Genomic DNA, 23,371 nt, shown 5'->3' on the forward strand with positions numbered 1-23,371 from the left:
GAAGAGCATCACATGACGACTCCCAACGCCGCCTCGGCGAACGAATCCAACGCCCCTGAGGTCCACGAGCCCACGGCAGAACACGACGAGCACGAGAACGCCTACTCGGGCCTCCTCGTCAACGACGCCCATTGGGCCTTCGGCACGGACTTCGAGGACCCGCTCGCCGGGGTCGACACGACCGTGCCCGACGGCGTCGACCCGTCTGAGCTCGCCCAGTACTGCCTCATGCTCGGCGACGATGCGCTCGTCTTCTCCCAGCGGATCTCCGAATGGTGCTCCAACGCCCCTGACCTCGAAGAGGACATCGCGCTCGCGAACATCTCCCTCGACCTCCTCGGCCAGGCCCGCCTCCTCCTCGCCCGCGCCGCCGCAGCCGACCCCGCCCTCGTCCCGCAGCTGCCGGAGGGATCACCGGTGCCCGACGAGGACCGGCTCGCCTTCTTCCGCGAGGACATGGACTTCCGCAACGTCCGCCTCGCCGAGGTCCCCAACGGCGACTTCGCCGAGGCGGTCGCGAAGATCCTCATCTACTCGACCTGGCGCCTCGCCCTCTTCGAACGCCTCACCGCCAGCCGCGACTCCGTGCTCTCCGCGATTGCCGCCAAGGGCGTCAAGGAGATGTCCTACCACCGCGACTTCGCCGGCCGCTGGGTCGTCACGCTCGCCCAGGGCACCGAGGAGTCCCGTGCTCGCTTGCTCACCGCACTGAGCGGCCTGTGGCCGCTGTGGTCCGAGCTCTTCGAGACCCACCCGATCGAGGCTTCCGTGGCCGAAGCCGGCATCGGCGTCGACCCCGCCGAGGTGGCCGACGAGGCCGGTGTCATCCTCGACCAGGTCTTCGCCGCCGCCGGCGTCGACCGCCCGGAGGCGGGAGCACTCGCCGGGGTCCGCGGCAAGAAGGGCCGTGACGGGCTCCACACCGAGGCGCTGTCCCGCATGCTCGCCGAGATGCAGGTCGTCGCCCGCGCCCACCCGCAGGGTCAGTGGTGATGAACGCGACCCTGGAATCCCCCGCCGAGGCGGTCGACCGGGCCCGTGCCGCCGCCGCCCGGGTCACCGACCCGGAGATGCCGATGCTCACGCTCGTCGACCTCGGCGTGCTTCGGGAGGTCACGCTCGAGGACGACCACGTCGTCGCGACGATCACCCCGACGTATTCGGGCTGCCCGGCGATGGCGACGATGCGCGATGACCTCCAGCGCGAACTCGAGGACGCAGGATTCCCCGACGCGGAGATCCGCGTCTCCCTCACCCCGGCGTGGTCGAGCGACTGGATCACCGACGAGGGCCGGGAGGCGCTCGCGGAGGCCGGCATCTCCCCGCCCGGCCAGGCGCCGCGCCGGCAGGGACCCGTCGCGCTCACCCTCATGCCCACCCGCCGCGCGATCGTGTGCACCCTGTGCGGATCGGGCAACGTGGCGCTCACCTCGGAGTTCGGTCCCACCGCCTGCAAGGCGATGTACCAGTGCCGGGACTGCCTCGAACCGTTCGAACACGTGAAGGAGATCTGAGATGACCGAGACGATCGGCCGAGACGCCGAGACTGTCGGCCAGACCGCCCCCGCGGAGTCCACGGGTCAGGCCGCTGACCGCACCGGCTTCCACCCGCTCACCGTGCGCACCGTCGAGCACCTCACCGAGGACTCCGCGGCCGTGACCTTCGACGTGCCCGCCGAGGTGGCCGAGCTCTTCGACTTCGCCGCCGGACAGTCGCTCACCCTGCGTCGGATGATCGACGGCGTCGAGCACCGCCGCACCTACTCCATCTGTGCGCCCGCGGGAGCTGCCCCGCGCATCGGCGTGCGCGAGATCCCCGACGGCCTCTTCTCCCGCTGGCTCGTCCGCGACGTCCGCCCCGGTGAGACGATCGAGGTCCAGCCGCCCAGCGGCAGCTTCCGGGCCGACGCGAGCCTCGGCGGCAAGCACCTGTGCATCGCCGCCGGTTCCGGCATCACCCCGATGCTCTCGATCGCGTCGACGGTGCTCACCAACCCCGACGCGTCCGTCACCCTCCTCTACGGCAACCGCTCGACGAACACCGTGATGTTCGCCGAGGAACTCGCCGACCTCAAGGACGCGCGCAACCAGCAGCTCGACCTCGTCCACGTCCTCTCCCGCGAACCCCGCGAGGTCGAGCTCTTCTCCGGCCGCCTCGACGAGGAGAAGCTGCGCCAGCTGCTCACCTACCTCGTGCCCGTGCACGATGTCGACCATGTGTGGCTGTGCGGTCCTTTCGGGATGCTCGGCGACGCCCGCACCGTGCTCGACGAGCTCGGGGTGCCGAAGGAGAAGGTCCACTTCGAGCTCTTCTACGTCGATGAGCCCCCACCCGAGGTCGCCCACGCCGACAAGGTCCTCGAGGGGGCGACGAGCGAGGTCACGGTCATCCTCGACGGACGGCGGACCACCTCGGCGATGGCACAGGGCAAGACCATCCTCGACTCCGCGCAGGAGTCCCGCTCCGACCTGCCCTTCGCGTGCAAGGGCGGGGTGTGCGGGACGTGCCGGGCGAAGGTGTGCGCGGGCGAGGTCGACATGGTCCGCAATTACGCCCTCGAGGACGCCGAGGTGGAGGCGAACTTCGTCCTCACCTGCCAGACCTTCCCGGTCAGCGACGAAGTCACCATCGACTTCGACTCCTGACCCCGGTTCGGGTGGCGATACCGCCATCCGGCCCCCTGCCCCGGCCTGATGTGGCAGGCGTTACGATCGACTCGTCTGAACCGACTTGAAGGAGCATCATGCCCGAGGCATTCATCCTTGACGGACTGCGCACGCCCATCGGCCGCTACGGAGGCGCACTCGCCGACCAGCGGCCCGACGACCTCCTCGCGACGACGCTGAAAGCCGTCGTCGACCGCACCGGCATCGACCCCGCCGACATCGACGAGGTGATCATGGGGGCGGCGAACCAGGCCGGGGAGGACAACCGCGACGTCGCCCGCATGGCCGTCCTCCTCGCCGGCCTGCCCGACTTGATCCCCGGCTTCACCGTCAACCGGCTGTGCGCCTCGGGACTGACCTCGATCATCCAGGGCCGGGCGATGATCGCGGCCGGAGACGCCGACGTCGTCGTCGCCGGCGGCGTCGAGTCGATGACCCGCGCACCCTGGGTGGTCGAGAAGCCCTCGAAGGCCTGGGCGAAGCCCGGGAAGTCCTTCGACACGTCGATCGGCTGGCGCTTCCCCAACCCGCAGTTCGGGGAGAACGTCACCTACTCGATGCCTGAGACGGCCGAGAACGTCGCCAAGCGGTGGAACATCTCCCGCGAGGAGCTCGACGACTTCGCCTTCGCCTCCCACCAGCGGGCGCTCGCCGCGCAGGACGAGGGGAAGTTCGACCCCGAGATCCTCCCCATCGGCGACGTGAGCAAGGACGAGGGTCCACGCCCGGACACGACCCCGGAGAAGCTCGCGAAGCTGCGCGCCCTCCACGGCGAGGGCAGCGTCATCACCGCCGGCAACTCGTCCTCGCTCAACGACGGCGCCGCCGTGACGATCCTCGTCTCCGAGCGCTACGCCGAAGAGCACGGACTGACCCCGCGCGCCCGCGTCGTCGCCGGTGCGAGCGCCGGCGTGCCGCCGGAGATCATGGGCATCGGCCCGGTCCCCGCGTCAGAGAAGGCGCTCGCCCGCGTCGGCTGGAGCGTGAACGACCTCGACGCGGTCGAACTCAACGAGGCCTTCGCCTCGCAGTCGATCGCGTGCATCCGCGACCTCGGACTCAACCCGGAGATCGTCAACCAGTTCGGCGGGGCGATCGCGCTCGGCCACCCGCTCGGCGCCTCGGGCACGCGCATCACGCTCACCCTGCTCAACCGCATGGAGCAGGGCGACGATCAGCGCGGACTCGCGACGATGTGCGTCGGTGTGGGTCAGGGTTCGGCCGTCCTCCTGGAACGCCCGTGAGCCCGGCGGCGTCGCAGGGCGACGGTTCCGGGAGCGGAGACGGCACCGCCGCGAGTGACGCCTCCGCGGCCGACGACGCCTCCCCACTGCTCGTCGAACGGCGGGACGACCGGATGGTCATCCGGCTCAACCGCCCCGAGGTGCGCAATGCGATCGACCTGACGATGGTCGAGGCCCTCCACGAGGTGTGTGCCGAACTCGAGGCGCACCCGCAGGTCGCGATCCTCACCGGCACCGGAGGGACCTTCGCCGCCGGAGCCGACATCGGGCAGCTGCGCGAGCGCCGCCGCGATGATGCGCTCGCCGGCATCAACTCGAAGATCTTCAGCCGCATCCTCGACCTGCCGATGCCTGTCATCGGCCTCATCGACGGCTACGCCCTCGGCGGGGGAGCGGAACTCGCGTTTGCGTGCGACTTCCGCATCGGGACACCGGCGACGAAGATCGGCAACCCCGAACCCGGTCTCGGCATCCTCGCCGCTGCCGGTGCCGCCTGGCGTCTGCGCGAACTCGTCGGAGAGCCCTGGGCCAAGGAGATCCTCCTGGCCGGACGCACGCTCCAGGCCGATGAGGCCCGCAGCATCGGTCTCCTCAACGACGTCGTCGACCCCGAGGAACTCGAGGCCGCGGGTGAGGCGCTCGCCGACCGGATCGCGAGCTTCGCGCCCCTGGCCGTGCGGCTGACGAAGTCAGCGTTCCACGCCCCCCGCGAGGCGCACCCCCTCATCGACAACGTCGCCCAGGCGGTGCTCTTCGAGACCGACGAGAAGTTCGCCCGGATGGACGCCTTCCTCGCCCGGCGCGAGGAGAAGCGGCGTGAGAAGAAGCAGCAGGAGAGAGACGAGTGAGCGAGCAGAACCAGTCACAGGCGGCCCCCGGCGCGACCGACGAGGCGCGTCCGGCAACCGAGGACAGGGCCTACGTGCCTGACACCGTCGGCGTCTACGGCGGCGGCCGGATGGGGGCGGGCATCGCCCACGCGTTCGCGAGCGCCGGCGCCCGCGTCATCGTCATCGAGAACACCGAGGAGACCGCGGCCGCGGCCCGGGAGCGGGTCGAGGCCTCGATCGAGAAGTCCCGCGCGAAGGGCCTTGAGGTCCCCGGCCGGGTCGAGGTCGTCCGCGACCCGACCCTGCTCGACCAGGCGCTGCTCGTCGTCGAAGCCGTCCCCGAGGACGTCGCCCTCAAGCAGCGGGTCCTCGCCGACATCGCGAAGTTCGCCCCCGCGGCGAGCATCGGGACGAACACGAGTTCACTCTCGATCGACGAGCTCGCCTCCGTCCTGCCCCGCCCCCAGGCTCTCATCGGCCTCCACTTCTTCAACCCCGTCCCGGTCTCCGACCTCGTCGAGATCGTCGTCGGCTCCCGCACCTCGCCCGACCTCGTCACTGCCGCGACGAACTGGGTGGCCGGTCTCGGCAAGACCCCGATCACGGTCACCGATTCGCCCGGGTTCGCGTCCTCGCGCCTCGGCGTCGCGCTCGCCCTCGAGGCGATGCGCATGGTCGAAGAGGGTGTGGCCAGCGCCGAGGACATCGACACCGCGATGACGCTCGGCTACCGGCACCCGGCCGGACCGCTGAAGACGACCGATATCGTCGGCCTCGACGTCCGCCTCGGCATCGCCGAGCACCTCGAACGCGAACTCGGTCCCCGCTTCGCCCCACCCCAGCTGCTCCGCGACAAGGTCGCCGCCGGCGAACTCGGCCGCAAGACGGGCAAGGGGTTCTACGAATGGTGACCGAGATCCGCCTGGCCACCCGCGGCCCGATCGCCGAGATCGTCCTCGACGGACCCGAGTCCCGCAACGCCCTCGATGCCGGCAGCCTCCGCGCCCTCGCCGAGGCGGTGTCGACGGTCGCCGAGGCGGTGCCGGACGTCCGCGTCCTCCTCATCCGCGGTGAGGGGAAGGTGTTCTGCTCCGGTCGCGACATCTCCGCCGTCGACGTCGAGACCGACGACGCCCACGCGTTCCTCGCCGAGGTGTTCACCCCGATCGTCCAGGCCATCCGGGGCCTCTCCATCCCCGTCGTCGCCCAGGTCCAGGGGGCGGCGCTCGGGCTCGGCTTCGGTCTCGCCGCGGCCGCCGACATCATCTACGCCGCCGAGGATGCGAAGTTCGGCTCGCCGTTCGCCGCGATCGGGGCGGTGCTCGACTCCGGCGCCCATCACGTCTTCCTCGACCGGGTCGGCTACCACCGGACGATGGACCTCATCGTCACCGGTGACTTCATGTCCGGCGCCGAGGCGGCGGCGACGGGAATCGTCTCCCGCGCCGTCCCCGCGGCCGAACTCGAGGACTTCGTCGCGGCGAAGCTCGCCCGGATCGTCACCGGCCCCGCCGAGGCGTACGCGATGGAGAAGGGCTTCGTCCAGAGGCTCGCCGACGAGCGGCCCTCGTTCGCCGAGGTCCTCGACGCCGAAGCGCACCTCCAGGAGACGGCGCGGCGCACCCCCGACTACGCCGAGGGCTTCCGCGCCTTCCAAGAGCGGCGCAAGCCGAACTTCGGGTAGGGCGCTGGCCGGGCGTTCTGATACCCTCAGCCGTCGGCCGCCTCGGTGACGGGTCCCGGATTCCCTCGGTTGTCGCGCTCGTCGATGCCGTTCTGGGCCGCAGGTTCCCGGGTCGTCGCTCGCCAGCGACGGAATGCGAGGATCGTCAGGGTGCCGACGAGGACCCAGGCGACGCCGACGGCGATAGCGTTGGCAATGCTCGGGTCGCCGATGAAGGCCCCGATGCCGACGAGGGCGAAAAGGCCGGGCAGCGAGGAGATCGTCGTGGCCGTGAGAAACGTGCGATTGTCGATCCCGAAGGCGCCGCTGCCGTAGTTGACCGGCCAGTACGGCAGACCCGGCAGGAGGCGGAGTGTGCACACCGCGTAGAAGCCGCCGCCGTGGAGTTGGGTTTCGACCGCCTCGGCGTGGGAGCCGAGCATCTTCCTCGCGGTCGGACGGCCGAGGCCGCCGGGCGATCCAGTACCCGGCATACCCTCCGAGGACGATGCCGATGAGCGTGAGCAGGGTTCCCAGCGGCAGACCGAACGCGAGCCCACCGGCGACGGCGACGATCGTCACCGGGATCGGGGTGGCCGCGACCACCGTGGCGAGGGCGACGAAGACGGCGAAGCCCCACGCGCCCGCCTCGGCGATCTCATCCTGGAGCACGCGGGGAGTTGGCAGGTGGACGTTGACCACGAGCCAGAGTCCGGCGAGGACGACGACGGCGAGGGCCGCGTTGCGCACGATCGACCCCCACGCGAGACGTCCGCGTCTGCGGGGAGGGGTCTTGGGGTTCGTCGTCGGCACGGATCGAGTGTACGCCTCAAGGACGTCGGAGGGGCCCGGGCGGGCTCGGGGCGGAAGGTGGACCGGGGTGAGCGGGGCGGAGCTGGCTGTCTCAGGCGCTGAGCATCATCAGTCCGGCGGCGACGCCGATGTAGAAGAGGCTCACCGAGAGGATGAAGATCCGCTCGGAGATGCCGAAGACCTTCGGCCTCAGCCTCGAGACGACGAGGACGAGGACGCTCACGGCCAGCGAGATCGCGGCGATCCACCCGATGACGGCCAGCGTCGAGGCGAGCCACGCGGGGCCCTCGGCGGTGAAGAGACGGGTGAAGTTGCCCATGCACGCGTAGGTGAGGGCGAACCAGGCGATCGCGAAGAGGTAGTGGAGGCGGCCGACGAGCGTCGTCTTCGCACCCTCGAGATCGGTCGGCGCGAAGGGGAGGGCGACGAAGATCCCCGCGAGGACGAGCAGGGCGATCGTGATGCCCGTGGCATCCGACCAGTCGGGGACGCCTGTGATCACCGCTCCGGCGAGGAGTGCCCAGAATCCTGCGGTCAGCCAGGTCATGATCGAACTCAGCCTCCGCGTCGGTCCGACCGCGTAGTCGCTGACGGCATGGGAGACGATCGAGTAGTCGCTGGGCACGAGGTGGAGGGCGACGAAGACACCGAGCCGGGCGAGTCCGAGGACGAGGGCGAGAAGGGCGAAGGTCACTGCCATGAGAGCTCCTGGAGGAGAGGTGCGAGAGGGGTTACGGGTTGCGGACGGTGCGGACTTCGTCGTGGAGGTCGCGGATCGTCTGGGCGAGGGCCTGCGGGTCGAGGCCGATCGTGCGGGCGTTGTCGTCGAGTGAGCTCCCGAGGAGGCGTCCGCACTGCTCGGCCTTCTCCTCACCCGCCGAGGTGAGGTGGAGTTCGCGTCGGTTCCCCGAACCGGCCGCGGCCCGGTTGTCGACGTACCCCGCGCTGAGCAGGGCCTTGACGATGCCGCTGCCGGCCGCCTCGGTGACGCCGAGGGACCGGGCCAGGGTGCGTCCGGTGATTCCCGGGTGCTGGCCGAGGATGACCAGGGCGACGTACTGGTTGTAGCTCAGGCCCTCCGGCGCGAGGATCCGCTCGGCCCACCGGTCGAGGGTGCGCACGAGGTCGTGGAGTTCGAAGGCGAGGTCCATGACACTAAGTTAAGCACTTAAGTTAATGGGTGGCAAGAGGGTGCCCGGACGGGGTGCGCACATGCCGACGGCCCCGGCCCGGACGGAGGGTCCGGGGCGGGGCCGTCGTCCGGCCGCCTCGGCGGGGGAGGGGCCGGTCGGCGACGTTCAGCCGGTGAAGATCGCCACGGCTTTGATCACGGTCAGGGTGAGGCCCCACGCGAGGCCGCCGACGACGACCACGGTGAGTGCGGAGCCGATGACTTTGTAGGCGCCGCCGACGGGCGACTGCGGGGAGCCGGTGGCGGGAACCGACGACCAGGTCTCGGAGCTGCTCATGTCTTCTCCTCCTTCCTTCAGTCGGTCTCAGCCGTCGATGCGGACTTCGGGGTCGCCTCGGCGGTCGTGGGTTCGAGGTACTTGTCCTTGACCGGGGTGACGAGCAGGTTCGCGACGAAGCCGATGGCCAGGGCGCCGACCATGATGAACATGCCCGGGGTGTAGAGCTCGGGTCCGGTCTTGCCGGCCTTCTCCCCGGCCTCGACGACAGAGTTGACGATGAGCGGACCGGCGACACCTGCTGCCGACCATGCGGTGAGCAGGCGGCCGTGGATCGCGCCGACCTGGAAGACGCCGAAGAGGTCCTTGAGGTAGGCGGGGATCGTCGCGAAGCCGCCGCCGTAGAACGAGATGATGAGGAGCGTCGCTGCGACGAAGAGGACGATCGACCCGCCGCCGAAGAGTGCGACGACGAGGTAGAGGATGGCTCCGCCGCCGAGGTAGATCATGTAGTTGTTCTTCCGGCCGAGGTAGTCCGACGTCGTCGACCACACGAAACGGCCGGCCATGTTGCCGATCGAGAGCAGGCCGACGAATCCGGCGGCGGCTGCGGCCGTGATGCCGAAGTAGGCCTGGATCATCGGGGCGGCGTTCTCGAGGATGCCGATGCCGGCGGTGACGTTGAGGAAGAGGACGATCCACAGCAGCCAGAACTGGCGGGTGCGCACGGCGTTCTTCGCCGAGACGTTGCCGGTCGTCTGCATCGGCTTGGCCTTGATCGTCGACGGGTCGAAGCCCTCGGGCTTCCAGTCCGGGTGCGGGACGCGGATGACGTAGGCGCCGGCGGCGATGACGACGGCGTAGATGATGCCGAGGGTGAGGAACGTCGGGGTGAGACCGGCGACGAGGTTCTCCGGTTCGCTGCCGCCGCCGTAGAAGGACATGAGCTGGTTCGACAGGGGGCTCGCGATGAGCGCTCCGCCGCCGAAGCCCATGATCGCCAGGCCCGTGGCCAGGCCCGGACGGTCGGGGAACCACTTCATCAGGGTCGAGACCGGCGAGATGTAGCCGATGCCGAGTCCGATGCCGCCGATGAAGCCGTAGCCGAAGTAGACGAGCCACAGCTGCCCGGTCATGATCCCGAGGGCGGAGATGAGGAAGCCTGCGACCCAGCAGGTGCCGGCGGCGACCATCGAGGCGCGGGGCCCGGCCTTCTCGACCCATGTGCCGAAGATCGCCGAGGAGATGCCGAGCATGAGGATCGAGATCGAGAAGATCCAGCCGATCGAGATCTCACCCGCATCGAAGTGCGCCATGAAGGGATTCTTGAAGACGCTGAAGGCGTAGACCTGGCCGATGCACAGGTGGATCGCCAATGCCGCCGGCGGCATCAGCCATCGGTTGAAGTCCTTCGGCGCGACGATCGCTGACCGAGAGAGTACGGAAGCCATGGGGACCCTTTTCGTCTGTGCTTCCCGGGTCGTCGACGACGGCGAGGGGAAGCGGTGTGCCAATGCGGTCCGGTGGGAACCGCGTTCATCCCATACAGACTAGAGGCCTCACATGGATATTGCGAGATCCATGGGGAAATTCCTCAGGATCGCGCGTGTCATCCCCGCCGAGGCGGGTGGTTGAATGATCCACTACAGGTGAGATCCGCGTGGGAGTGGGCATCACTGCCCTGAATGATTTCAGGTGAGCTTGTGGGCACGGAATCCGCAGATCAGAGATTGATCGTGACGTCTCCCTTGTCACGCAGTTCGCCCGCGAACTTCTGGGTCGCCTCGGTCGACTTCTCACCCTTGACCTGCTCTTCGAGCTGCGGGCGCATCTCGTCGAGCGAGGGGACCTGCGCCTCCTGGCCGGACTGGGACGCCATCTGCTCCTGCTGATCCTTCGCCCGCTGATAGGCGGCACCGATCTCCTCGTCGGTGACCTCGAACTCGCCGAACTCATCGGCGATGAGGTCCTCGATCTTCAGCTGGGTGCGCAGCTCCTCATGGACTTTCTTCTCGTCCATGCCCTGATCCGCCATCGCCGCGAGGAAGTCGTCTTTGCTCATCTGGGAGGCCTGGGCGGTCTCGTCGAGGGCGGTGGAGACGTCGTCGTCGGAGGCTTCGATCCCGCGCTTGTCAGCTTCCTGGCTGAGCAGCTTCGTGCTCACGAGGTTCTCGGCCGTCTGCTTCTTCAGCCCCTCCTCGTCGACGGGCTGACCACCCTGCTGGGCCTGCATCATCATCTGCTGGTACTGGGTCTCGTAGAGGGGGACGAAGTCGTCCTTCGTGATCGTCTCGCCGTTGACCTCGGCGACGACGTCGGGGATGTCGGCGGTGTTCGGCGCGCCGTCCTGGCTCGCTTCGGCCGCCGGCGAAGTCACCGCCGGACCGGAGTCCTCGCCGGAGGATCCGCACCCGGCAAGCGCTGCGACGGAGAGGGACACGGCGAGTCCGACCCACCATTTGGTCTTTGGCACAATCACTCCTGTGTGTCGATTCAGCCTGCCAGGCTAACAGGCGCGGATCATTGCGAGCTGTGCGCCCGGCGGGTGGACGGCGGGTGGACGGCCCGGGCGCGACGCTCACAGGCTCGTCGGGACCTCGCCGGCGGGAGTGTACGCCGAGTAGACGACGCCATTGCCGAACGCCTTCGAATCGAGCAGGGTGAGCGGAGGCTGCCGGTGCCCGTCGGGGAAGAAACCGCGACCTCGGCCCTGCCAGACGGGATAGGTGAACATCCGGTACTCATCGACGAGGCCGGCGGTGATGAGCTCGTGGGCGAGCGTGATGCTGCCGGTGAGGATCGCGTCGAGGCCCGGCTGATCGCGCAGTCCCGCGACGACGAGGCGGGGGTCGGTGCTCATCACCCGCGAGTTCTCCCACTGGGGATCGGTCATGGTCGAGGAGAACACCCATTTGTCGACCTTGTCCATCTGCGCGGAGATGCCCGTCGTGTCATCGTTCTTCCCCGGCCAGTAGCTGCGGAAGTCCTCGAACGTCTGCCGACCGAGCAGGAGGAGCTGTTCGCGGGCGGTCTGGCTCCTCACCTCGGCGAGGAGCTCATCGTCCTGGGCCTGCGGGTCGAACCAGTCGTCGAGCATCTCGACCCGGCCGTCGAGGGTGACGTTCTGCGTGATGATGATGCGCACTGCTGACTCCTTCGTCGGGGCCCGCCCGTGGGCGCTGCGTCGTCGGTCCCGCCACAGGCCCGGTTGCCGACAACGCTACGCCCAAGCGCCGACGAGCGCGAGAGGCCGATCGCTCGGGAGGTGGACCGGGCGGGGGATGCCGGCGCATCGAACTAGGATCGGAGGCATGTCGATCCCTGATCTCCGCAGCGCTGCGCAGTCCATCCTCCCCGACCTCGTCACCCTCCGCCGCACCCTCCACGCGAACCCCGAACTCGGCACCGATCTGCCCTTCACGCAGGCTCAGGTGCTCGAGGCCCTCGCGGGGCTGGGACTCGACGTGAGCACGGGGGATTCGCTCACCTCGGTGGTGGCGGTCCTGCGGGGCGGACGCCCGGGACCCGCGGTGCTGCTGCGTGGGGACATGGATGCGCTGCCGGTGACCGAGGAGACCGGGCTCGACTTCGCGTCGACGAACGGGAACATGCACGCATGCGGGCACGACCTCCACACGGCCGGCCTCGTCGGGGCGGCCCGACTGCTCGCCGTACACCGCGATGAGCTGCCCGGCTCGGTGATCTTCATGTTCCAGCCCGCGGAGGAGAGCGACGGCGGCGCCGAGCCGATGATCGCCGAGGGCGTCCTCGAGGCGGCGGGAGTGCCGGTCGTCGCCGCCTACGGCATCCACGTCGAGGCCGATGTCCGCGGCCGGTTCACGACGAGGGGCGGTCCGCTCATGGCCGGGTTCGCCGACCTCCACGTCACCATCCACGGGGCCGGCGGGCACAGTTCGCAGCCGCAGTCGACGCGGGACCCGGTGCCCGCGGTCGCTGAGCTCGCGCTCGCCCTCAACACGATGACGACCCGGTCGTTCGACATCTTCGACCCCGTCGTCGTCACCGTCACTCAGCTGCAGGGCGCGCAGGCGACGAACGTCATCCCCGACGATGCGTCGCTCGCCGCGTCGATCCGCTTCCTCTCCGCCGAATCGCTGGCCCTGCTTCAGGAGCGGGTCGGAGAGATCGCCGAGGGAATCGCGCGGGCCCACCGGTGCACCGCCTCGGTGGACTTCGAGGTCGGGTTCCCGGTCACGGTCAACGACCCCGCCGAGGCGGCCCTGGTCACCCAGCGCCTGCGCGGACTCTTCGGGGAGGAGAACGTCGCCACCCTCGAGCATCCCCGGATGGGTTCCGAGGACTTCTCCTTCGTGCTCGAGAGGGTGCCCGGTGCCTTCGTCTTCCTCGGTGCCACACCCGAAGGCATCGACCCGGACGCGGAGACGAACCATTCCCCGCGCGTGCAGTTCGACGACGACCTCCTCGGCGATCAGGCGGCAGCGCTCGCCCACCTTGCGTACGCGCGGCTTCTCGACGAGGCGGGGGAGACGACCGACTGAGCACCGAGACCGACACTTCGCACCGAGACCGACGGGTGGAAGTGTCGGTCTCGGCGCGAAGTGTCGGTGTCGATGGCCGGGGACTCAGCTGTCGTCGGCGGTGGTGAGGCTCGGCGGCAGGTCCTTGCGCCGCACCGTGCGGAACGCATCCATGTCGTGATCCTCGTGCAAGGTCTTGACGATGCAGATCCCGAGGAGGGCGACGATGACGGCGAAGGGCAGTGCCGAGAGCATCGCAGCCTGCTGGAGTGCCGCGAGACCGCCGGCGAAGAAGAGGACCATCGCCGTCGTACCGGTGAGCACACCCCACACGGTGAGCACCCAGCGACTCGGTTCGAGGGTGCCCCGCGAGGTGAGCATGCTGAGGACGAACGTGTTCGCGTCCGCGCCGGAGACGAAGTAGAGGACGACGAGGATGATCGCGATGACCGACGTCAGACCGGTGAGCGGAAGGTTGCCCAGGGTCTCGAAGAATGCGGAGTTGACGTCCTCGGCGGCGGCCTTGCCGATCGCACCGGTGCCGTCCATGTCGATCTTGATCGCCGTCCCGCCGAAGACCGTGAACCAGGCGAAGAAGACGAGGCTGGGCACGCCCATGACGCCGAGGACGAATTCGCGCACGGTCCGCCCCTTGGAGATCTTCGCGAGGAAGACTCCGACGAACGCACCCCAGCTCAGCCACCACGCCATCATGAAGTAGGTCCAGTACTGGTACCAGCCGACTGCATCGGAGGTCAGCGGGGTGAGCAGGCTCGTGGTGAAGAACTCGCCGAGGTACTGGCCGGTGGCGCGGAAGAAGAGGTTGCCGATGAAGCCGGTGGGCCCCGCGATGAGGACGAAGAGGCCGAGGAAGATCGAGAGCACGGCAGTCGTCTGGCTGAGGAACTTGATGCCCCGGTTGACGCCCGAGAGGGCGGAGAGAGTGAAGATCACCGTGATGCCGAGGATGATGACGATCTGGACGAAGAGCTCGTTCGGGATCCCGAGCACACGATTGAGCCCTTCGGCGATCTGCGAGGCGCCGAGACCGAGTGACGTCGTGGTTCCGAAGAGCGTCGCGACGACGGCCATGATGTCGACGAGCTTGCCCAGCCATCCGTCCATCGCCTTGCCGAAGATCGGCCGGAGCATCGGAGAGATGAGCCCGGTGTTGCCGCGCTTGTGAGTCGAATAGGCGATCGCGAGACCGAACACCCCGAACACCGCCCACGCGTGCGGTCCCCAGTCGAAATACGAGTACTGGAGGGCGACGACGGCCGCCTCGGTGCTGCCGGGTGCTGCGAGATCATGGGGTGGGGTGGTGAAGTGGGAGATCGGCTCCGCCACGCCGTAGCTGATGAGGCCGATGCCCATGACGGCGGAGAGGATCATCGCCAGCCAGGCCCATGTGCTGAACTCGGGGCGGTCGTCCTCGGCGCCGAGGCGGACCCGACCATAGCGGCCGAACCCGAGGTAGATGAGCAGGCCGATGCAGCCGAGGGTGACGATGAGGTAGGACCAGCCGACGTTCGCGGCGACCGCGTCCATCGCCGTCGTCATCGTCGACGCCATGCCCTCAGGCGCGATGACGCCCCAAAGCGTGAACGCTGCGACACCGGCGATCGAGATCCAGAACACCGCCCCCGGCCGACTGCGCAGGGCATTCGCCTCGGCCATCGCCGGCGAGATGCCGTCTCCGAATTCCATGCCGCGACCGGGGAGCTGCGCATGCCGGTGGTCTCGCTGCGCCTCGTGGTCATCCCCGTCGCTGCGGTCGGATTCGTGTTTCATGGGAGAACTCCACTTCCTTGTGAATCAGTTCTGAATGAATCTGGTGCAGGTGCTTCGGTGGGGTCCTCCCCTCACGGTCATCCCAGCGACCGGAGGTCCTCGCTGTCGAAGAACTTTCCGGCCTTGTAGATCATCGGTGCATCGTCGGTGGCCTCGGCACTGCGGACCCTGCCGATGAAGACCGTGTGGGTGAGCGCCTGGAAGCGCTCCTTGATCTCGACTTCGATCGACGCCGCGGAGCCGTCGATGAGCGGTGACCCGTTCGCCGCAGGGTGCCAGTCGAGACTGGCGAACTTGTCAGGCGCCTTCGACGCGAACACCCCGATGGTCTCCCGCTGGTTCCTGCTCATGATGTTGATGCCCATGTGGGTGGAGCGGAAGAGAGCGGGGTAGGTCGAGGACGTCTTCTGCACACAGACGAGGACGAGCGGGGGATCGAGGGAGACCGAGTTGTACGAATTCACCGCCAGACCGCGCGGCTTCCCGTCCTCGTCGGTGGTCGTGACCACGGTGACGCCGGTGATGAACTGACGGTTGAAGGCTTTGAGCGAGTCAGCGGACGGGCGGCCCGAGAGGTCGTCGGTGACGACGTCGTCCGGAGCGGCCTCGAATGCCGAGGACAGCGATTTGAGCCCGAGGTCGGCGAGCAGCTCGTGGGCATCCCACGTGACCTGCTCGCGGCTGATCCGCGACCCGTCGAGCGTGATGAGGTTCGATCCGTGCGTCGTCACAGTCTGTCCCGTCGGGGGGACGTCGTTGAGCGGCTCGGTGAAGGTGCCGACCGAATGCCAGTAGACAGCCGCTTCGCTGCCTTCGATGAGGAGGTGATCGATCGTCGTCGTGAGATCCGGGAATGCCGAGCGGATCTCCCTGATCTCCTGCTTGATGGCCTCCGCGTCCTTCTCGTGACCGGAGTTCGTCGAGACGCGCACGTAGTCATCGGTGACGAGGGCGTCGAAGGCGTCGATGTCGTCGGAGTCCCAGACGGCATGCCAGGCGTCGATGATGGTCTGCTTCACACTGCTGTGGGTGAGGTCTTGTGCTTCTTGCATACCAGAGACGATAGAATGAGGCGGATGCATTCGTCAACAGATTTAATGAAGTCGATAAAATCAATGCTTTTGCGGCACTGTTGACATCCCGTCATGTATGCAAGTAATTTTCTTGTATGCAACAGATTTCCAGCGACGCTCAGTCCAGCGAGTCGTTCCTCGACCGGGTTCGCTCGCTCATCCTCAGCGACGGCTACGCACCGGGCGACATGATCCCCGAGTCCAGCCTCGCGGAGTCCTTCGGGGTCAGCCGCACGCCGATCAGAGAGGCGTTCAAGCAGCTCGAGTACGAGGGCCTCGTCGAGATCCGACCGCGGGTGGGGACCTTCCTCCGACGTCCGCAGCGCAGGGAGATCATCGAGATGTTCCAGCTCAAGGAGTCACTCGAGGGCCTGGCGGCGAATCTCTTCGCCCGGCGCGGGGCGATTCCGGAGCTGGCGATGCTCAAGGACAACGCCGACGCCTCCGATGCCGCGGCGCTTGCCGGCGACGCCGACACCTACGCTCGGCTCGTCCACGAATTCCACTGGACGCTGGTGCGCGGAGCCGACAACCTCAAACTCGTCGAAACCTATGAGCGTCTCATGCATCAGCTCGCCTACCACCGGATCGTCATCAGCGCCGTGCAGCGTCCCGGACGTCTGCGCGAATCGGTCGGCGAACACCACGCGGTGATCGAAGCGATCGAGAACAAGGACTGGTTCGGTGCCGAGATCGCGATGCGCGAGCACGTGAGCGCCTCGAGTCGGGCCGCACTGCTCTCCCTGACCGAGACGCACGAGCTCGCCGACCAGGAGGAGGGCCGATGAGCGCGGAGTCCATGATCGGCGTCGCCGCAGACTCGGCGACGGATGAGGGTCTGCCGCAGAGCTTCGAGGAGCTGGCGCGCCGGTTGGGCGTCCGCTCGCTCACCCTCCATCGCAATGAGATCCTCTCCGAGGCCGGCACCGAGCTCGATGCCCCGCTCATCCAGGCCGCAGCGGTCGCCGTCGTCAGCAATCCGTGGACGGGCACCGGTCCCGACGAGGACCTCGGTCCGGCGACCGAGAAGCTCGCCCCCGTCCTGGCGAAGGTCCTCACCGACCGCCTCCTCCTGGCACTCGGCGCCCCCGACCGGGTCGAGGCCTTCGGCAAGGCCGCGGTCGTCGGCACGGCAGGGGAACTCGAACACGCCGGCGCCCTCATCCACACCCCGTACTTCGGCAACATCATGCGGGAGATGCTCGACGGCACCTCGGTGCTCTGCTTCGCCGACGGTCGGGCGGCCGCCTCGGCGAGCATCCGGGTTCCCATGTGGCACAAGACCCACGCGACGTCGCGTGACCATTACCAGTCCATCGAGGTCCGCCTCCCCGACGCCCCCCACGCGGACGAGATCTGCATCATCGCCGCAGCGTCGAGCGGCCCCCGGCCGTTCGCGCGCATCGGCGACCGTCGCACCGACGGCGCCGTGACCACCGACATCCTGAAAGGACTCATCGCATGAAGATCCGCAAGATCACGACGATCACCGAAGACATCCTCGCCGAAGGCGGCCGCCCGGTCGACCCGCCGATCCGCGTCGCAGCGGTCGCCGCGGTGATCGAGAACCCCTGGTACGGACAGGGATTCGTCGACGACCTCGGGCCCGGGATCGACGCGACGGCGAGCGACCTCGGAGCCACGCTTGCGCCGCGCGTCATGGAGGCCCTCGGCGGTGAGCTCGAAGCCTACGGGAAGGCGGCGATCGTCGGGCTCGGCGGCGAGATCGAACACGGCTCGGCGCTCATCCACACGCTCAAGTTCGGCAACCACTTCCGGGATGCCGCCTCGGCGAGCACCCTCCTGCCCGCCGTCGAGAAGCGCGCGGAGGCGGGAGCGATCTTCGACATCCCGCTCAAGCACTTCACCGATGCGACGATCCGCTCGCATCACCAGACCTTCGAATGGCGGATCTCCGACGCTCCGCACGCCGATGAGATCGTCGTCGCCCTCGCCGGATCGACCGGTGGTCGTCCGCAGCAGAGGCTCGCGCCGCTGTCGGCGGACAAGTAGGGCGCAGCGATCATGCGGGAAGACGATGACGTCCCCGTCGTCCTGCTCCACGGGGTGGGGCTCGACCGGACCGTGTGGGCGCGCGTCGAGGCTCTCCTCGGCCGGAGGACCATGGCGCTCGACCTGCCCGGCCACGGCGCTCAGCCGCCGCTGACGGCACCGACGACGCTGGCGGAGATGGCCGCTGACGTCGCCCTCCGTCTGCCGCCCGGTCCGGTCCACCTCGTCGGATTCTCGCTCGGCGCGCTCATCGTGCAGAAGCTGGCCGTGACCCAGCCCGGGCGGGTCCGGAGCCTCACGTGCGTGAGCTCCGTGTGCGCACGCACCGAGGAGGAGTCGGACGCGGTCCGGCAGCGGCTGGTCGGAGCGCGTGAGGACTTCGCCGGCAGCATGGAGCGCGCCCTCGACCGGTGGTTTCCCACCGGAGAAGACGCCGACTCCGAGCAGTGGCGCGCGGAGACCCGCGAGGTGCTGCTGCGCAACGATCCGGAGTCCTACGGCCATGCCTACACGGTCTTCGCCACCGGAGACCGCGACATCGAACCGGAGCTCTCGGGCATCGCCGTCCCCACTCTTGCGATCACCGGTGAGCTCGATCCCGGGTCGACACCGGAGATGAGCTTCCGACTGAGGGACAGGATCGCGGGCACCGAGGTCGACATCGTCCCCGGCGCCCGGCACATGCTGCCGGTGACGAATCCTCACGAACTCGTCGACCGCCTCGGCGCCCTCATCGACAAGGCGAGACACGGAACCGCCGGTGACGGGATCACCGCAGACAACGACGACACGGACGCTGTTCCCGCCGAGCCCGGCAGCACACCGACCGAGACCGATCCGACCGAGAGGAGCGCGGAATGACGACCAGACTCGACCACTTCATCGCGGGGGAGCACAGCGCCCCGAGCGACGGAGGCTATCTCACCAGCACGAACCCCGCCACGCTGGAGACGCTCTACGAATTCGCACGCGGCACCGAAGCCGACGTGACCAGGGCCGTCGATGCCGCCGCCGCGGCGTTCGCCTCCCGCGGATGGCAGCGGACGACGCCCACCCAGCGCGGGCACCTCCTGCGCAGGTTCGGCGACCTCATCGGCGAGAACGCCGACGAACTCGCGCGGCTCGAGAGCCAGGACAACGGCAAGCTGCTGCGGGAGATGGTCGGGCAGCTCGCGGGCCTGCCCGAGTACCTCTACTACTACGGGGGTCTCGCGGACAAGGTCCAGGGGTCGCAGATCCCGACGAACTCGCCCGAGGTCATCAACTTCACCCAGCGGGAGGCGCTCGGCGTCGTCGGCCTCATCACGCCGTGGAACTCTCCGATGACGCTGACGCTCTCGAAGCTCGCGCCCGCCCTCGCCGCCGGCAACACCGCCGTCATCAAGCCGAGCGAATACACGTCGAGGACGATCCTGCGGCTGGCCGAACTCGCGTACGAGGCCGGCTTCCCCGCCGGAGTCGTCAACGTCGTCACCGGTCTCGGCGCCGAGGCGGGACAGGCCCTCGTCGACTCGCCGAAGCTCGCGAAGATCTCGTTCACGGGGTCGACGCGGACGGGATCGGCGATCGCCGCCTCGGCGGCCGGACGATTCATCGGATCGACACTCGAGCTGGGAGGCAAGAGCCCGAACATCGTCTTCGACGACGCAGACGTGTCGAATGCGGCCATGGGCGTCATCGCCGGAATCTTCGCCGCCGCCGGCCAGACGTGCATCGCGGGCTCCCGGGTGTTCGCCCAGCGGGGGATCTACGACGAGCTGCTCGAGAAGGTCACGGCCCGAGCCGCCTCCATCGTCATCGGCGACCCGATGGCCGAGGAGACCGAACTCGGTCCGCTCGCCTTCCAAGCGCAGCTGGACAAGGTGAGCGAGTACGTCGGCATCGGCGTCGCAGAGGGCGGTCGCATCGCCTACGGGGGAGGCCGGCCCGAGGTCGACCTGCCCGGCTACTTCTTCCAGCCCACCGTGCTCACCGACACGACGAACGACATGCGCATCACCCAGGAGGAGATCTTCGGACCGGTGGCCGCCGTCATGCCCTTCGACACCGAGGAGGAGGTGCTCGAACTCGCCAACGACACCGAGTACGGACTGGCGGCCGGCGTGTGGACGACGAACCTCGCCCGCAGCATGCGCATGTCCCAGCGGCTCGAGGCCGGCACCATCTGGATCAACATGTATCGGGCGATGTCGCCGATGTCCCCGCGCCAGGGGTTCAAGAACTCCGGTGTCGGCATCGAGCACGGAATCGAGTCGATGCACGAGTACACCCGCCTCAAGAGCATCTGGATCAACACCGACGAAGGGCCCGTCGCCGACCCGTTCGTCCTCGGGAGGTGAGGACATTGCCGCTCATCGACATCTCCATCGCCAAGGGACGCACACCCGAGCAGCTGCGCGCGCTCATCGCCGGAGTCCATGAGGTCGCGGCGACGACCACCGGCGCCGCCGACGAGAACATCACCGTGATCGTCCGCGAGGTCGAGAAGGAACTCTGGTCGCGGACGAACACCACGATCGCCGAACGCGACGACACCACCCACTGAGCACTGTCCCGGAGTCGAGGCTCCGGGTGGAAAGGACCAACGATGCGCTTCTCGCTCTTCCTCCACATGGAACGCTGGGACGATTCGATCAGCCCCGAACAGCACTGGCAGAACCTCGTCGAACTCGTCAAGATGGCCGAGGCCGGCGGATTCGGCACCGTCTGGATCGGTGAGCACCATTCGATGGAGTACGTCTCCTCGCCGAGCCCGATGCCCCAGCTCGCCGCCCTCGCCGCGCAGACGTCGACGATCAGGCTCGGATCGGGCACGATCATCGCCCCGTTCTGGCATCCGCTGCGCGCGGCAGGAGAGGTCGCCCTCCTCGACGTCATCAGCGGCGGCCGGGCCGAGGTCGGCATCGCCCGCGGCGCGTATCAGTTCGAGTTCGACCGGATGGCCGGGGGCATGCCCGCAGCCGACGGAGGAGAGTATCTGCGGGAGCTCGTCCCGGCCATGCGTGCGCTCCTCCAGGGCGATTACGCCCATGACGGCGAGCACTGGCAGTTCCCGGTCTCGACGGCCGTGCCGAAGCCCGTGCAGACGCCGACACCGCCGATCTGGCTCGCCGCCCGCAGTCCCGAGACCCACGACTTCGCCGTGGCCAACGGCTGCAACGTCCAGGTCACACCGCTGATGAAGGACGATCGCGAGGTCGAGGACCTCATGAACAAGTTCGAGACCGCGCTCGCCGCGCACCCTGAAGTCGAGAAGCGCCCGGAGATCATGGTGCTCCGCCACACCTACGTCCATTCGCCCGAAGACCCCGAGGGCTGGAAGGTCGGAGCTGCGGGCATCAACAAGTACTACCGCACCTTCTCCGCGTGGGCGTTCGGGAAGAAGGATCCGGTCGACGGGTTCCTCGACCCGACGCCCGAGGAGAAGTTCGCCGACCGCCCGGAGTTCTCCCTCGAGTCGCTGCACCAGTCAGCGATGATCGGGACTCCCGCCGAGGTGACCGAGCGCATCCGGCACTACGAAGACCTCGGCTACGACGAGTACAGCTTCTGGTCGGACAATGCGCTCACCCACGAGGAGAAGAAGGCGTCGCTGCAGCTCTTCATCGACGAGGTCGTCCCGCAGTTCCGGTGAGTCGACTGCGCCTCCGCCGTCGACGCGTCGGGCGCTGAGGGGTCAAGGCGCTCGCCGCTGCTGCACCGAGACCGACGCTTCGCATCGAGACCGACGGGTGGAAGTGTCGGTCTCGGCGCGAAGTGTCGGTCTCGGCGCGAAGTGTCGGTGTCGATGGTCGGGGGCTCAGGCGCGGATGAGCCCGTGGGGGTCGAGGACGAACTTCTTCGCCACTCCGGAGTCGAAGTCCGCATAGCCCTGGGGCGCCTCGTCGAGGCCGATCGCGGTCGCGTTGACGTTCTTCGCGATCGAGACCTTGTCGTGGAGGATCGCCTGCATGAGGCCGCGGTTGTACTTCATCACCGGGCACTGGCCGGTGACGAAGACGTGGGACTTCGCGAAGCCGAGGCCGAAGCGCATCGACAGCGACCCTTCCTTCGCCGCCTCGTCGACGGCACCCGGATCGCCGGTGACGTAGAGCCCGGGGATGCCGAGGCTGCCGCCGGCCCGCGTGATCTCCATGAGCGAGTTGAGCACGGTCGCCGGAGCCTCATGGCTCGCGTCCTTGCCGTGCCCGCGGGCCTCGAAGCCGACGGCGTCGATGCCGCAGTCGACCTCCGGGGTGCCGAGGATCTGCTCGATCTGATCCTTCGGGTCGCCCTTCGAGACGTCGACCGTCTCGCAGCCGAAGCTGCGCGCCTGCGCGAGCCGGTCCTCGTTGAGGTCGCCGACGATGACGACGGCGGCACCGAGGAGCAGCGCCGAGGTGGCTGCGGCGAGTCCGACGGGACCGGCACCGGCGACGTAGACCGTCGACCCCACCTGCACGCCGGCGCCGACGGCACCGTGGAACCCGGTGGGGAAGATGTCCGAGAGCATCGTGAGGTCGAGGATCTTCTCCATCGCCTGGTCTTTGTCGGGGAACTTGAGGACGTTCCAGTCGGCGTAGGGCACGAGCACGTACTCGGCCTGGCCGCCGACCCAGCCGCCCATGTCGACGTAGCCGTACGCCGAGCCCGGGCGGTCGGGATTGACGTTGAGGCAGATGCCCGTCTTGCCCTCCTTGCAGTTGCGGCACCGACCGCACGAGATGTTGAACGGCACCGAGACGAGGTCCCCGACATTGACGAACTCGACGTCCCTGCCGACCTCGACGACCTCGCCGGTGATCTCGTGCCCGAGGACGAGCCCCTCGGGAGCGGTCGTGCGACCGCGGACCATGTGCTGGTCAGAGCCGCAGATGTTCGTCGCGACCGTCTTGAGGATGACGCCGTGATCGACCTTCCGGCCGACGTTGGCGGGGTTGACGCCCGGACCGTCCTTGAGGACGAACTCGGGGTATTCGGTGTCGATGACCTCGACCTTGCCGGGACCTGCGTAGCTGACTGCCTTGTTGCTCATCCTTGAGCCTCCGTTCGGACGGAATCGCTGAGACGTTCGGCGGGAGAGCCGATCGGCCTCCTGAAATATCAGTCTTGTATCAGACGTGGTGTCAGTCTCGTGGTGCGGGGAAGAGTTTGTCAACACCCCATCGCTTGCCACGTTAATCGAACCCGTGGAGGTCCGGAAGCGCATACCGAGGGCGGAGACCCGGCGTCTCAGCCCGCCTCGCGGTGCCGCCACAGACACCGACGCGGTCAACCGACAAAAACGCGGTCTGCTAACCACGTATATGTCGGTTCACCGCGTCGAAGCGCCGAGGCGGTCGCCCGAGGGTCGGTTCACCGCGTATATGTCGGTTGACCGAGTCGAAGCG

General features: G+C 68.2%; 25 protein-coding genes. 15 read left to right on the top strand and 10 right to left on the bottom strand.

Annotated elements, in window-relative coordinates; genetic code table 11:
* Window positions 1–12: 12 nt before the first annotated feature.
* The 7 genes from paaC to ACQ1RG_RS05125 all read left to right on the top strand — a co-directional run bounded on the left by paaC (window position 13) and on the right by ACQ1RG_RS05125 (window position 6,425).
* Window positions 13–993 carry a 1,2-phenylacetyl-CoA epoxidase subunit PaaC gene (gene paaC / locus ACQ1RG_RS05095; RefSeq protein ID WP_119297120.1) on the top strand — a complete coding sequence of 327 codons (981 nt, stop codon included), beginning with the start codon at window positions 13–15 and terminating at the stop codon, window positions 991–993.
* A complete protein-coding gene (paaD, locus tag ACQ1RG_RS05100) occupies window positions 993–1,514 on the top strand; it encodes a 1,2-phenylacetyl-CoA epoxidase subunit PaaD (protein WP_119297121.1) in 522 nt (173 codons plus the stop codon). The genes paaC and paaD overlap by 1 nt, the downstream gene beginning before the upstream one ends.
* 1 nt (window position 1,515) lies before the next feature.
* Entirely contained in the window at window positions 1,516–2,646 is a 1,131-nt protein-coding gene (gene paaE, locus ACQ1RG_RS05105; protein WP_227007150.1) for a 1,2-phenylacetyl-CoA epoxidase subunit PaaE, read from the top strand.
* 98 nt (window positions 2,647–2,744) lie between these two features.
* Window positions 2,745–3,911: a thiolase family protein gene (locus tag ACQ1RG_RS05110; RefSeq protein WP_201671820.1), complete on the top strand. Its 1,167-nt coding sequence runs from the start codon at window positions 2,745–2,747 to the stop codon at window positions 3,909–3,911.
* Between the two features lie 113 nt (window positions 3,912–4,024).
* Window positions 4,025–4,759, top strand: coding sequence for an enoyl-CoA hydratase/isomerase family protein (locus ACQ1RG_RS05115; RefSeq protein ID WP_063248800.1), 735 nt, complete (start codon window positions 4,025–4,027; stop codon window positions 4,757–4,759).
* Window positions 4,760–4,869: 110 nt separating this feature from the next.
* Window positions 4,870–5,652: a 3-hydroxyacyl-CoA dehydrogenase family protein gene (locus tag ACQ1RG_RS05120; protein WP_063248799.1), complete on the top strand. Its 783-nt coding sequence runs from the start codon at window positions 4,870–4,872 to the stop codon at window positions 5,650–5,652.
* On the top strand, window positions 5,646–6,425 hold the full coding sequence (locus ACQ1RG_RS05125) for an enoyl-CoA hydratase/isomerase family protein (RefSeq protein ID WP_162909134.1): 780 nt from the start codon (window positions 5,646–5,648) through the stop codon (window positions 6,423–6,425). Before ACQ1RG_RS05120 ends, ACQ1RG_RS05125 begins: the two co-directional genes overlap by 7 nt.
* Before the next feature lie 26 nt (window positions 6,426–6,451).
* Here the strand turns inward: ACQ1RG_RS05125 and ACQ1RG_RS05130 are convergent, their stop codons facing one another.
* From ACQ1RG_RS05130 to ACQ1RG_RS05160, 7 genes are all read right to left on the bottom strand, one after another.
* Window positions 6,452–6,898 carry a TVP38/TMEM64 family protein gene (locus ACQ1RG_RS05130; RefSeq protein ID WP_227007151.1) on the bottom strand — a complete coding sequence of 149 codons (447 nt, stop codon included), beginning with the start codon at window positions 6,896–6,898 and terminating at the stop codon, window positions 6,452–6,454.
* A 410-nt stretch (window positions 6,899–7,308) separates the two neighbouring features.
* Window positions 7,309–7,917 carry a DUF998 domain-containing protein gene (locus ACQ1RG_RS05135; protein ID WP_063248723.1) on the bottom strand — a complete coding sequence of 203 codons (609 nt, stop codon included), beginning with the start codon at window positions 7,915–7,917 and terminating at the stop codon, window positions 7,309–7,311.
* A 31-nt stretch (window positions 7,918–7,948) separates the two neighbouring features.
* Window positions 7,949–8,368, bottom strand: a complete 420-nt coding sequence (locus tag ACQ1RG_RS05140; protein ID WP_063248722.1) for a MarR family winged helix-turn-helix transcriptional regulator — start codon at window positions 8,366–8,368, stop codon at window positions 7,949–7,951.
* A 147-nt stretch (window positions 8,369–8,515) separates the two neighbouring features.
* On the bottom strand, window positions 8,516–8,686 hold the full coding sequence (locus ACQ1RG_RS05145) for a hypothetical protein (RefSeq protein WP_156491120.1): 171 nt from the start codon (window positions 8,684–8,686) through the stop codon (window positions 8,516–8,518).
* A 17-nt stretch (window positions 8,687–8,703) separates the two neighbouring features.
* Window positions 8,704–10,077, bottom strand: coding sequence for an L-lactate MFS transporter (locus tag ACQ1RG_RS05150; protein WP_063248721.1), 1,374 nt, complete (start codon window positions 10,075–10,077; stop codon window positions 8,704–8,706).
* 272 nt (window positions 10,078–10,349) lie between these two features.
* Window positions 10,350–11,099, bottom strand: coding sequence for a SurA N-terminal domain-containing protein (locus ACQ1RG_RS05155; protein WP_063248720.1), 750 nt, complete (start codon window positions 11,097–11,099; stop codon window positions 10,350–10,352).
* 105 nt (window positions 11,100–11,204) lie between these two features.
* On the bottom strand, window positions 11,205–11,771 hold the full coding sequence (locus ACQ1RG_RS05160) for a dihydrofolate reductase family protein (protein WP_082834831.1): 567 nt from the start codon (window positions 11,769–11,771) through the stop codon (window positions 11,205–11,207).
* A 166-nt stretch (window positions 11,772–11,937) separates the two neighbouring features.
* On the opposite strand from ACQ1RG_RS05160, the gene ACQ1RG_RS05165 reads away from it, so the two are divergent.
* Complete coding sequence (locus ACQ1RG_RS05165) at window positions 11,938–13,146, top strand: M20 metallopeptidase family protein (protein WP_063248719.1); 1,209 nt, start codon at window positions 11,938–11,940, stop codon at window positions 13,144–13,146.
* Window positions 13,147–13,230: 84 nt separating this feature from the next.
* Here the strand turns inward: ACQ1RG_RS05165 and ACQ1RG_RS05170 are convergent, their stop codons facing one another.
* Window positions 13,231–14,916, bottom strand: coding sequence for a BCCT family transporter (locus ACQ1RG_RS05170; protein WP_063248718.1), 1,686 nt, complete (start codon window positions 14,914–14,916; stop codon window positions 13,231–13,233).
* Between the two features lie 77 nt (window positions 14,917–14,993).
* Window positions 14,994–15,968, bottom strand: coding sequence for a flavin reductase (locus tag ACQ1RG_RS05175; RefSeq protein ID WP_063248717.1), 975 nt, complete (start codon window positions 15,966–15,968; stop codon window positions 14,994–14,996).
* Window positions 15,969–16,084: 116 nt separating this feature from the next.
* Here ACQ1RG_RS05175 and ACQ1RG_RS05180 point away from each other — a divergent pair, with 116 nt between their 5' ends.
* From ACQ1RG_RS05180 to ACQ1RG_RS05210, 7 genes are read left to right on the top strand one after another with little or no spacing between them, the layout of a single operon-like run.
* Entirely contained in the window at window positions 16,085–16,777 is a 693-nt protein-coding gene (locus ACQ1RG_RS05180) for a GntR family transcriptional regulator (protein ID WP_063248716.1), read from the top strand.
* Window positions 16,774–17,454, top strand: a complete 681-nt coding sequence (locus ACQ1RG_RS05185) for an amino acid synthesis family protein (protein WP_082834830.1) — start codon at window positions 16,774–16,776, stop codon at window positions 17,452–17,454. Before ACQ1RG_RS05180 ends, ACQ1RG_RS05185 begins: the two co-directional genes overlap by 4 nt.
* Window positions 17,451–18,002, top strand: coding sequence for an amino acid synthesis family protein (locus ACQ1RG_RS05190; RefSeq protein ID WP_201671819.1), 552 nt, complete (start codon window positions 17,451–17,453; stop codon window positions 18,000–18,002). The genes ACQ1RG_RS05185 and ACQ1RG_RS05190 overlap by 4 nt, the downstream gene beginning before the upstream one ends.
* A gap of 12 nt (window positions 18,003–18,014) precedes the next feature.
* On the top strand, window positions 18,015–18,863 hold the full coding sequence (locus ACQ1RG_RS05195; protein ID WP_430600610.1) for an alpha/beta fold hydrolase: 849 nt from the start codon (window positions 18,015–18,017) through the stop codon (window positions 18,861–18,863).
* Window positions 18,860–20,341 (top strand): aldehyde dehydrogenase, encoded by a 1,482-nt coding sequence (locus ACQ1RG_RS05200; RefSeq protein ID WP_201671817.1) that lies wholly within the window; start codon window positions 18,860–18,862, stop codon window positions 20,339–20,341. The genes ACQ1RG_RS05195 and ACQ1RG_RS05200 overlap by 4 nt, the downstream gene beginning before the upstream one ends.
* Window positions 20,342–20,346: 5 nt before the next feature.
* Window positions 20,347–20,547 carry a 2-hydroxymuconate tautomerase gene (locus ACQ1RG_RS05205; protein WP_063248713.1) on the top strand — a complete coding sequence of 67 codons (201 nt, stop codon included), beginning with the start codon at window positions 20,347–20,349 and terminating at the stop codon, window positions 20,545–20,547.
* A gap of 42 nt (window positions 20,548–20,589) precedes the next feature.
* Window positions 20,590–21,636 (top strand): LLM class flavin-dependent oxidoreductase, encoded by a 1,047-nt coding sequence (locus ACQ1RG_RS05210; RefSeq protein WP_201671816.1) that lies wholly within the window; start codon window positions 20,590–20,592, stop codon window positions 21,634–21,636.
* Window positions 21,637–21,801: 165 nt separating this feature from the next.
* Here the strand turns inward: ACQ1RG_RS05210 and fdhA are convergent, their stop codons facing one another.
* On the bottom strand, window positions 21,802–23,016 hold the full coding sequence (gene fdhA / locus ACQ1RG_RS05215; protein WP_201671815.1) for a formaldehyde dehydrogenase, glutathione-independent: 1,215 nt from the start codon (window positions 23,014–23,016) through the stop codon (window positions 21,802–21,804).
* Between the last annotated feature and the right edge of the window lie 355 nt (window positions 23,017–23,371).

Source organism: Brevibacterium sp. K72 (assembly GCF_050562175.1).
GTDB lineage: Bacteria > Actinomycetota > Actinomycetes > Actinomycetales > Brevibacteriaceae > Brevibacterium > Brevibacterium casei.

Excerpts from the sequence above, each read along its gene's own strand:
- paaC (WP_119297120.1), top strand. The coding sequence starts at position 13 with ATGACGACTCCCAACGCCGCCTCGGCGAACGAATCCAACGCCCCTGAG.
- paaD (WP_119297121.1), top strand. The coding sequence starts at position 993 with ATGAACGCGACCCTGGAATCCCCCGCCGAGGCGGTCGACCGGGCCCGT.
- paaE (WP_227007150.1), top strand. The coding sequence starts at position 1,516 with ATGACCGAGACGATCGGCCGAGACGCCGAGACTGTCGGCCAGACCGCC.
- ACQ1RG_RS05110 (WP_201671820.1), top strand. The coding sequence starts at position 2,745 with ATGCCCGAGGCATTCATCCTTGACGGACTGCGCACGCCCATCGGCCGC.
- ACQ1RG_RS05115 (WP_063248800.1), top strand. The coding sequence starts at position 4,025 with ATGGTCATCCGGCTCAACCGCCCCGAGGTGCGCAATGCGATCGACCTG.
- ACQ1RG_RS05120 (WP_063248799.1), top strand. The coding sequence starts at position 4,870 with ATGGGGGCGGGCATCGCCCACGCGTTCGCGAGCGCCGGCGCCCGCGTC.
- ACQ1RG_RS05125 (WP_162909134.1), top strand. The coding sequence starts at position 5,646 with ATGGTGACCGAGATCCGCCTGGCCACCCGCGGCCCGATCGCCGAGATC.
- ACQ1RG_RS05130 (WP_227007151.1), bottom strand. The coding sequence starts at position 6,898 with ATGCCGGGTACTGGATCGCCCGGCGGCCTCGGCCGTCCGACCGCGAGG.
- ACQ1RG_RS05135 (WP_063248723.1), bottom strand. The coding sequence starts at position 7,917 with ATGGCAGTGACCTTCGCCCTTCTCGCCCTCGTCCTCGGACTCGCCCGG.
- ACQ1RG_RS05140 (WP_063248722.1), bottom strand. The coding sequence starts at position 8,368 with ATGGACCTCGCCTTCGAACTCCACGACCTCGTGCGCACCCTCGACCGG.
- ACQ1RG_RS05145 (WP_156491120.1), bottom strand. The coding sequence starts at position 8,686 with ATGAGCAGCTCCGAGACCTGGTCGTCGGTTCCCGCCACCGGCTCCCCG.
- ACQ1RG_RS05150 (WP_063248721.1), bottom strand. The coding sequence starts at position 10,077 with ATGGCTTCCGTACTCTCTCGGTCAGCGATCGTCGCGCCGAAGGACTTC.
- ACQ1RG_RS05165 (WP_063248719.1), top strand. The coding sequence starts at position 11,938 with ATGTCGATCCCTGATCTCCGCAGCGCTGCGCAGTCCATCCTCCCCGAC.
- ACQ1RG_RS05170 (WP_063248718.1), bottom strand. The coding sequence starts at position 14,916 with ATGAAACACGAATCCGACCGCAGCGACGGGGATGACCACGAGGCGCAG.
- ACQ1RG_RS05175 (WP_063248717.1), bottom strand. The coding sequence starts at position 15,968 with ATGCAAGAAGCACAAGACCTCACCCACAGCAGTGTGAAGCAGACCATC.
- ACQ1RG_RS05180 (WP_063248716.1), top strand. The coding sequence starts at position 16,085 with ATGCAACAGATTTCCAGCGACGCTCAGTCCAGCGAGTCGTTCCTCGAC.
- ACQ1RG_RS05185 (WP_082834830.1), top strand. The coding sequence starts at position 16,774 with ATGAGCGCGGAGTCCATGATCGGCGTCGCCGCAGACTCGGCGACGGAT.
- ACQ1RG_RS05190 (WP_201671819.1), top strand. The coding sequence starts at position 17,451 with ATGAAGATCCGCAAGATCACGACGATCACCGAAGACATCCTCGCCGAA.
- ACQ1RG_RS05195 (WP_430600610.1), top strand. The coding sequence starts at position 18,015 with ATGCGGGAAGACGATGACGTCCCCGTCGTCCTGCTCCACGGGGTGGGG.
- ACQ1RG_RS05200 (WP_201671817.1), top strand. The coding sequence starts at position 18,860 with ATGACGACCAGACTCGACCACTTCATCGCGGGGGAGCACAGCGCCCCG.
- ACQ1RG_RS05210 (WP_201671816.1), top strand. The coding sequence starts at position 20,590 with ATGCGCTTCTCGCTCTTCCTCCACATGGAACGCTGGGACGATTCGATC.
- fdhA (WP_201671815.1), bottom strand. The coding sequence starts at position 23,016 with ATGAGCAACAAGGCAGTCAGCTACGCAGGTCCCGGCAAGGTCGAGGTC.